6 protein-coding genes are annotated in these 8,512 nt (G+C 41.9%); 3 read left to right on the top strand and 3 right to left on the bottom strand.

Features of this window, described 5'->3' with window-relative positions; genetic code table 11:
• Positions 1–26 precede the first annotated feature (26 nt).
• Positions 27–161: an NAD(P)-binding domain-containing protein gene (locus tag F6K52_RS27465; protein ID WP_293085871.1), complete on the bottom strand. Its 135-nt coding sequence runs from the start codon at positions 159–161 to the stop codon at positions 27–29.
• Positions 162–629: 468 nt separating this feature from the next.
• On the opposite strand from F6K52_RS27465, the gene F6K52_RS27460 reads away from it, so the two are divergent.
• Positions 630–782 (top strand): hypothetical protein, encoded by a 153-nt coding sequence (locus F6K52_RS27460; RefSeq protein ID WP_293085865.1) that lies wholly within the window; start codon positions 630–632, stop codon positions 780–782.
• Positions 783–785: 3 nt separating this feature from the next.
• On the opposite strand, the gene F6K52_RS27455 is transcribed toward F6K52_RS27460, so the two are convergent.
• The gene (locus tag F6K52_RS27455) at positions 786–1,700 is read right to left on the bottom strand and encodes an Rpn family recombination-promoting nuclease/putative transposase (RefSeq protein ID WP_293085860.1); all 915 of its coding nucleotides are present in this window, start codon (positions 1,698–1,700) and stop codon (positions 786–788) included.
• Positions 1,701–1,789: 89 nt separating this feature from the next.
• Positions 1,790–2,221, bottom strand: coding sequence for a helix-turn-helix domain-containing protein (locus F6K52_RS27450; protein WP_293085856.1), 432 nt, complete (start codon positions 2,219–2,221; stop codon positions 1,790–1,792).
• A gap of 190 nt (positions 2,222–2,411) precedes the next feature.
• Here F6K52_RS27450 and F6K52_RS27445 point away from each other — a divergent pair, with 190 nt between their 5' ends.
• Positions 2,412–6,683, top strand: a complete 4,272-nt coding sequence (locus F6K52_RS27445; RefSeq protein WP_293085851.1) for a tetratricopeptide repeat protein — start codon at positions 2,412–2,414, stop codon at positions 6,681–6,683.
• Positions 6,684–6,927: 244 nt separating this feature from the next.
• Positions 6,928–8,512, top strand: a 1,585-nt coding sequence (locus tag F6K52_RS27440) for a tetratricopeptide repeat protein (RefSeq protein ID WP_293085846.1), incomplete at its 3' end; no start/stop codon positions are given.

Raw genomic sequence — 8,512 nt, 5'->3', positions numbered from 1 at the left:
CCCTTTACTTCCTACGAGTTGTATGCCTACACGACGCTCTTCCGATCTCGAGTTTGATCAAGGACTATAAAATTAGATATACCACGCTGCTGTAAGCCAATGGCAGTGGCTAATCCCACTGGACCAGCACCAACTATAACAATATCATAAGTGTCGATCATAATTATATTTTTGCGATCGCGTAGCGTAGCCCTTCGGGCTAATCGCTTTTAGCGTAACGCTACGCGATCAGCTTGGCTGCTTTCTTTAGGGTAATTCTATTACCTTACCAACTATAAGAATTCTAAGACTTGTGAGGTACAAATTTCTGCTTTTTAGGGAGCAGGGAGCAGCGATGCAGAGGTGCGACCCGTGGGGAATTTAATTCACCTACGGAAAACGCACCATTACGGTCTTGGGGAGGCAGTGCGGTCTTGGGGGTTCCCCCGGAGACGAAACCTGATTACGTTGAGCCTTTATGGTTGGTAGGCTATGCACAAAAGGGGGAAAACTTATTGATTAGCGTGATTTGCGCGGTCTTGGGGAGGCAGCGCGGTCTTGGGGGTTTCCCCCATGAGCGACTGCCGTGGTTTCCCCCACTCGCTATTGCATCAAGACAAGGCTCAACTGTCTTACGGTAACTTCTAACCATGAGCAACTGCCGTGGTTTCCCCCACTCGCTATTGCATCAAGACAAGGCTCCACTATCTTACGGTAACTTGGCCTACGGCCACGCCAAAGGCGAACGCGAACAAACCATGAGCGACTGCCGTGGTTTCCCCCATGAGCGACTGCATCGCTGAATGCTAGTTAAGCCAATTTTCTAAATCAGTTATGTTATTGAAATCTAAGAAGTCTTCTCCCAAATTTTCCAACTCTTCAATTGTTAAATTTTCTATTTTGCTAATGGTTTTTTTATCAATTTCCCCAAAACGCTTTTTAAGTTGACGTATTATTAAGGCAATCGCCTCATTTTTTCTTCCTATTTCTTTGCCGATTTCTTTGCCGATTTCTTCAGCATAAGTTAGTTTTCCTCTTTCATCTTGTAATGCCATAGCACGGCGATCGGCAATTTCTAATTCTTCTGGAGTCATACCAGCTTGATTAGCAAGATTTAAAGCTGATTCTATCTCTGATACTTCTCCTAAAGAAGGAGGAATGTTATCGAGACTAGAAGCTTCTTTGAGGAAATAAATCCATTTATCGGCTAAAGTTTCTAATTCTGAGAGTCTTTTATGGAATTTCGGTAATTCTATAAATATTAACTGCAATTCCTCTTCCAGACATTCAAACTTTTCTGTTTTTTCTTGAAACACAAATTGATTAATAATTTGCTGAGTTTCGTCGAACAAAATAAAATCCGTAATTGTGACAGCTATAACAGGTTTAAGACGAATATAATCCTCTGCTGTTTTTAACTGATTAACATATCCTTTCACCATATTATAAAGTACCCGTTTGCTAAAACCAGTGATGGATGATACTTGCATTTCAATTAGGACAACTTCTCCATCCGCTAACACTGCTTTTACATCCAAATAAGTGTCTTTTAAAGTCAACACTTGACCGGGATTATAGAGATTAATAATGGTTAAAGATTGAATGATTGGTTCGCCATTGTAAATAATAGCATTAAGAAAACTAATTAATATAGTTTTACTTTCTTTGGAACCAAAAACTTTTTTAAAGACATAATCTATTTTTGGGCTGATAAATCTCATAGTTTTGGCGTTCCTGAATTAAGGAATAAATGCGCGATAATCTGGTTTTATTAAAGCCCCCGTTGCTCCTCGAATTCTGAGCGACTGCATCAAGAAATAAAATGAACATCACTGAAGGTTTCGATCCATAGACGAGCACCACAACGCAGTGGGTGATCAGGCTGATAGACAATCCGACATGGACCAAGGATTTCGATTTGGTTGCCGTATAGATTATTACCGCTTCGTTTTACCGAAATCACTGGCTGACGGTCTTCGGCAGGTTTAGCATTGTTGCTGCCAATCCGATTACGGTTGACATTGATGGTGGCTAGAGCGGGAGGACGACTGGTACGCCATTTGCCCTTGGGTCCACGGGTACTTTTGGTGATTTGTGGTAGGTGGTTGAAAAGAGGAATAATCCAGAATTTACCACTTTTATAGGCACCCCTGACTCTACCCTTATCCAGGAGTTGGCGCAATCGTCGAGAAGAAATACCTAAGAGAGATGCGGCTTCGCTAGTACCAACGCAGTGTTTCATGTTGGAATTCCTTAACTATTCCGATAACACTACTATAACAAAAATTTATTCCTGGACAGCTTAATGTGAAGTTATATAAAGTTTTGCCAAACTGACCAGACAACTAGGGGGAAATAATTTTTCATGATTGATATCTAATCAAACCGAATTTAGTATTACGGCGACCTAGCTCTGCCCTGTAAACCGCGATATGACTACCAACCAATTGTTAGAATCAAACCTTGAATCTCTAATCAATACAGCTGCTCAAAATCATCAGTTGGGTAAATTAGATGAGGCTGAATCTATCTACAGACAGGTAATACAGATTCAGGGGGATAATCAGGGTGAGGAAAAGCTTTTATCGAAGCCCTATAACGTGATAGCAATTGCTAATCTGGCAAGTATATTTGAGGAAAAAAACAAACTAGAGGAAGCGGTAGGCTTCTACCAACAAGCTTTAACCCTAAAACCTGACTTTGCTGAAGTTCATAACAATTTGGGAAATATCTTCTGGGCACAAGGAGAGTTAGACAAAGCGGTACAGTCTTACCAAGAAGCGATTAGGGTTAAACCTGACTATGCTCTGGCTCATAACAATTTAGGAAATTTGTTTCATAATCAGGGTAAGTTATCGGAAGCGGTACATTGCTACCAAGAAGCGATTAGGGTTAAACCTGACTATGCTCAGGCTTATTGTAATCTGGGAAATGTACTGCAGGTACAGGCCAAGTTAGATGCGGCACGAGAGTCCTACCAGGAAGCGATTAAGCTTAAAGCGGATTGTTTTCAGGCTCATAACAATTTGGGAACAATACTCCAAAAACAGGGCAAGTTAGATGCTGCAAGAGAGTCTTACCAAGAAGCAATTAGGCTTAAACCTGACTATGCTGACGCTCATAACAATTTGGGAACAATACTCCAAAAACAGGGCAAGTTAGAGGAAGCGATACAGTCCTATCAGGAAGCGGTTAGGCTTAAACCTGATTTTGCTGAAGTTTATAACAATTTAGGAAATACACTCCACGAACAGTGCAAGCTAGAAGAAGCCCTACAGTCTTACCAGCAAGCATTAAGTATTAACCCTAACTTGGCTGAAGCTAAACTGGCCATGTGCGTGTGTCAGATTCCGATCATTTATTCAAGTGTTGATGAAATCAAGGTAACGCGAAATAATTACCAAGCTAGTCTCAAAAAATTAGCGGATAGCTATACACAGAGCGATACAGAGCTAAGTCCAAGGGAACTGCTAAGTGCCGCTAATGCGGTGGGAGCCTTTCAGCCTTTTTATCTGGCCTATCAAGGGTTAAATAACCGAGAGTTACAGCAAATTTATGGACAAATGATTTGCCAGATCATGTCCCAGTGCTATCCCCGGTGGAGCCAGAAAATTCCTCTACCAAATTTAGCACCTCATGAAAAAGTTCGGATTGGGGTTATTTCAGAATTCTTTTGGGATCATTCTAATTGGAAAATACCGATTAAGGGCTGGGTAGAAAATATAGATAGATCGAATTTTGAACTATTTGGTTATCACACAGGGTTAAAACAGGATAAGGAAACAGCAATAGCCGCGAAATCATTTGTCAAATTTGTTCAAGGTTCTTTGACTATCGAAGAATGGTGTGAGGTAATTACAAAAGATAAATTACACATCCTTATTTTTCCGGAATTCGGAATGTCCCCCACTACAGTTAAGTTGGGTTGTTTAAGACTGGCTCCGATTCAAATGACATCTTGGGGACATCCGGATACTAGTGGGATGCCGACGATTGACTATTACTTGAGTAGTGATTTAATGGAGGCAGAAAATGCTCAAGAGCATTATAGTGAGAGGTTAGTTAGATTACCGAATCTCTCTATCCATTACACCCCTTTGGAAATTACACCAGAAGCGATCGCTAAAAAGGATATAGGCTTAGATGATGATGAGATTATGTTCTGGTGTTGCCAATCGTTATATAAGTATTTACCTGACTATGATGATGTATTTCCTAGAATTGCTAAGGAGTTAGCTGGTCGGTGTAAGTTTGTATTTATTAAATATGTTAAAAGTGACCAGGTTACTGAGATATTTACCCAGCGTTTAAGGGATGCTTTTAATAAATTTGGCCTCGATTATACAGACTACTGCATATTTTTGCCATTTCTGGATAACAGCAGGTTTGCTGGAACCTCAGCGATAGCGGATGTATTCTTGGATAGCATTGGTTGGTCTGGATGTAACTCTAGTTTGGAATCTATTGCCCATAATATTCCGATTGTGACATTCCCAGGAGATTTGATGCGTGGTCGGCATACGATAGCAATTCTAAAAATGATGGGTCTGGAAGAGACAATTGCTAAGAGTAAAGAGGATTATGTGAAAATTGCGGTACGGTTGGGTCAAGATGCTCAATATCGTCAATACATATCTGATCAAGTTGCTGAAAATAAGCATAAGTTATATGGTGACTTAAAACCGGTAAGAGCATTAGAAGATTTTCTATTAAATGTAGTCCATAAACCAAGACAATTTGCGATGGAAACTGTTTCTGAAGCACTACAAATTGCTGTTCAACATCGTCAAGCCAATCGCTTAAACAAGGCTGTACAGCTTTACTATAAGATTTTGGAACAACAGCCTAATCATCCGGAAGCCTTATATGGCTTAGGGGTGCTGGCACAGCAAACAGGTCAGTATGATACTGCCGAGAAGCTGTTGAGAGCTACTGTGGAAGCGGAGCCGAATTCTGTTAAGGGCTGGTTCAGTTTAGGTAATTTGTGCCAAGGTCAAGGTCAGTTGTCTGACTCGGTGGAGTGTTACCAACGAGTTTTAACAATACAGCCGAACTTAGTACCGGTTTACAACAACCTTGGGTATGCTCTACAACAACAAGGTAATTGGGACGATGCGATCGCATCTTATCAACAAGCTTTGGAGATTCAGCCTACCTGCACTGAAGCTGATGTGAATTTGGGCAATGCACTCCACGCTCAAGGGAAGCTTTCCCTAGAAAAACAAGCACACTACGCACAGTTGAACCATGAGCTAGGGGTTACCCGGCAAAAAGCAGGCGATTTGACTAATGCTGTGGCTTACTATCGGCAAGCGGTCGCGATGCAGTCAGATTTGCTAAGCGCTCATTACAATTTGGGAGTGGTGCTTCAAGACCAAGGTGAATTTGAACATGCGATCGCATCTTATCAGAAGGTTCTGGAGCTCAATCCTAGTTATGGGGAAGTCTACTTTAACTTAGGCAGGATTTACCAAACTCAGAAGCAGTTAAAGGAGGCAGCATCTGCTTATCGACAAGGGCTAATGCTAGTCAATCCCCGGTATGGGAAAGTAGTAAATCCTGACAACGGTTCTGACAACGGTTCTGACAACGGTTCTACAGTATCTCCTGAGACACTAACACCACCGCAGGTAGAACAACCAGACGTTACTATTGGCGGATATCAGTTTCCAGGGATTCCGAGCGTATCGGTAAGTGAAGACAAACGACCCTTTTGGACAGTAATTATTCCTTTATATAACCGTACTGACTATCTTCTAGAATGTCTGGCGAGTGTATTGGCTCAATGGCAGGGCGAGGAGGAGATGGAAATTTTGGTTATGGATAATGCCAGCACACCTCCTCTATACGATTTGGTTAATTCGATTGGGGGAGGGGTAGTTCGCTACTACCGCAATCCAGAAAATATCGGTGCGCGACGCAATTTTAATCTTGGTATTGCCCTCAGTCGCGGTCAGTGGATTCATGTGCTTCCTGAAGATGAATATGTTCTTCCAGGTTTTTATTCCCGGTTGAAGAAGAGTCTAGAAACATGTAGTGATTCTGTGGGAGCAGCATTTACGGGTTATGAAAATATCAATGAGAAAGGAAAGATAATTTTCTCCCAACAAGTGTATGGAAAAGATACGGGTATCCATCAAGATTGGCTGTGGAAGATTGGCACTTCTAATGTGTTGAATCCTTGTGCAGTTGTGATTCGTCGCTCTACTCATGAACATCTGGGGTGTTACGATCCGGGGAACACGTATACTCCTGATTGGGAACTTTATAAGCGTATTGCTAGTTTTTATGATTGGTGGTACGAAGGCGATATTTTGGCACGTTACCGTGAGCATGATAATAATATGACCAGTGAACTGATATTATCTGGAGCTCAAGCAACGTCTATCCGCCTGGGGATTGAAATTTCCGAGAGCTATCTTCCTGCTGAGCATTGTGCAGCAATTACAGCCAACGCTCGTAACCATTACTTTAATTATTGTCTAAATCATATGGTAATTCCCCTAAAGACTGGGAATCTTGCTGGTGCATTTCGTCTGCTCCAAGAGGCGCTCAAAATTGATCCGTCTCCTCAAGCTGTGGAGAAACTATTTACTTGGCTGACTAAAGCGGAAGCTGCTCCCCTACGGGATGAGATTGCTTCAAAGTTGCGCTCGATTATGTTGAATCATAGTTCAGAAAGTTTTTACTTTGCTTATCCCTAGGGCGTGTTTTCAGCGATGCAGCGCGGTCTTGGGGGTTCCCCCCATGAGCGACTGCATCAAGACAAAGTTTTCCGCAAGATTATGATCCCCCCCAGCCCCCCTTTTAAAGGGGGGAGCCATACTCAAAGTCCCCCTTTTTTAAGGGGGATTTAGGGGGATCTCCGAGGCAATAAGACACACCCTAGTTGCAGCAATTACCAATTGATAATTACCAATTAAAAACTAAAAATTGAGGATTACAACAGTGACACAACTTTCTGAAGCACTTCAAGTTGCTCTTCAATATCATCGAGCCAATCGCTTGGTGGAAGCTGAGCAAGTTTATCGTCATATTCTAGCAGGAATACCTAACCAACCAGATGCCTTGTATGGGTTAGGAATGCTAGCACAACAGGTAGGTAAGTACCAAACTGCTGAGGAGTTTTTTAATACAACTCTCCTTGTCAATCCGGAGTCTTTCAAGGCTTGGTTCAGTTTAGGCAATTTGCGTCAAGCTCAAGGTCAATTGTCAGAAGCAGTGGAAGCTTATCAGCGAGCGTTAGCCCTACAGCCGAACTCGGTAGCGCTTTACAACAACTTTGGCTATGCTCTACAACAACAAGGCAAGTGGGAAAATGCGATCGCATGCTATCAAAAAGCTTTGGAGATTCAGCCCAACTGTGCTGAAGCTGATGTGAATTTGGGTAATGCTCTCTACGCTCAAGGGCAGCTTTCCCAAGAAAAACACGCCTACTACGCTGCCTTAAATCACGATTTGGGCGTTAGTCGGAAAATAGGAGGCGATTTGAAGACTGCGGTGGCTTACTACCAGAAAGCGATCGCAATACAGCCAGACTTGGTCAACAGTCATTATACCTTGGGAGTTGCTCTGCAGGAACAAGGCAAATTAGATGATGCGATCGCGTCCTATAACAATGTCCTCAAACTCAATCCCAGTAACACTGTAGTCTACACCACTTTAGTCCAAAATAAATTAGCTAGGATTGACCGAGAGCAAAACAAATTAAACAACAAATTAAATCATCAATTAAACGGAGCAGATTCTAAGAAACGATTAAAGATAGCATTTGTCTGTCAACCCTTTGTGATGACATCGTTTCCAAATCCCATGGATTCTATCGGGATTTTGACCTATGAATTCGTGCGTCTTTTAGTTCAAGATGGTGATGTTATTGTCTATACACCAGGAGAACGCTTTAATACGGCAACTCATGACGGAGTAGACTATCGATATATTCCCATAGGCCGGGATCAAAAACTGCTAAACTATCTGGAAAAAATTCCAGGATTCCAGAATCAAAAACGTCCTATATTTGGCTCCCAACTCTATTACCTAGCATATATTTTACAGGTAGCCAATGACTTGAGAAAACAGCAATGTGATGTTGTACACATTCACAACTTATCTCAGTTTATTCCAGTGATACGAGCGTTGAACCCAGGCATAAAAATTGCCCTGCACATGCATTGTGAGTGGTTGACCCAACTCGAACACAAAATTCTAGAAAAGCGGCTTAGTAAGGTAGATTTAGTTATTGGTACTAGTAAGTATATCACAGAAGGGATTCGCCAGCGTTTTCCTAAATTGGCCGAGCGCTGTCAGCCGGTTTTTAATGGGGTAAACCTTGATCGCTTCATGAATTTCTATGTCAAGCATAATCAGCAAAATGGCAGCAAAAACAATTCTGCTAAACGATTACTCTACGTGGGTAGAGTATCTCCAGAAAAAGGATCCCATGTCTTATTAGAGGCTTTTAAAAAAGTGCTCCAGCGCTGCCCTCAAACCAAACTTGATCTCGTTGGTCCTGTAGGTGCATTACCCTACGACA

It is taken from the genome of Moorena sp. SIO3H5 (assembly GCF_010692395.1).
In the GTDB taxonomy this organism is placed as follows: Bacteria; Cyanobacteriota; Cyanobacteriia; order Cyanobacteriales; family Coleofasciculaceae; genus Moorena.
Note: the sequence above shows the minus strand (reverse complement) of the source record. Positions and strands in the feature narration are given on the sequence as shown.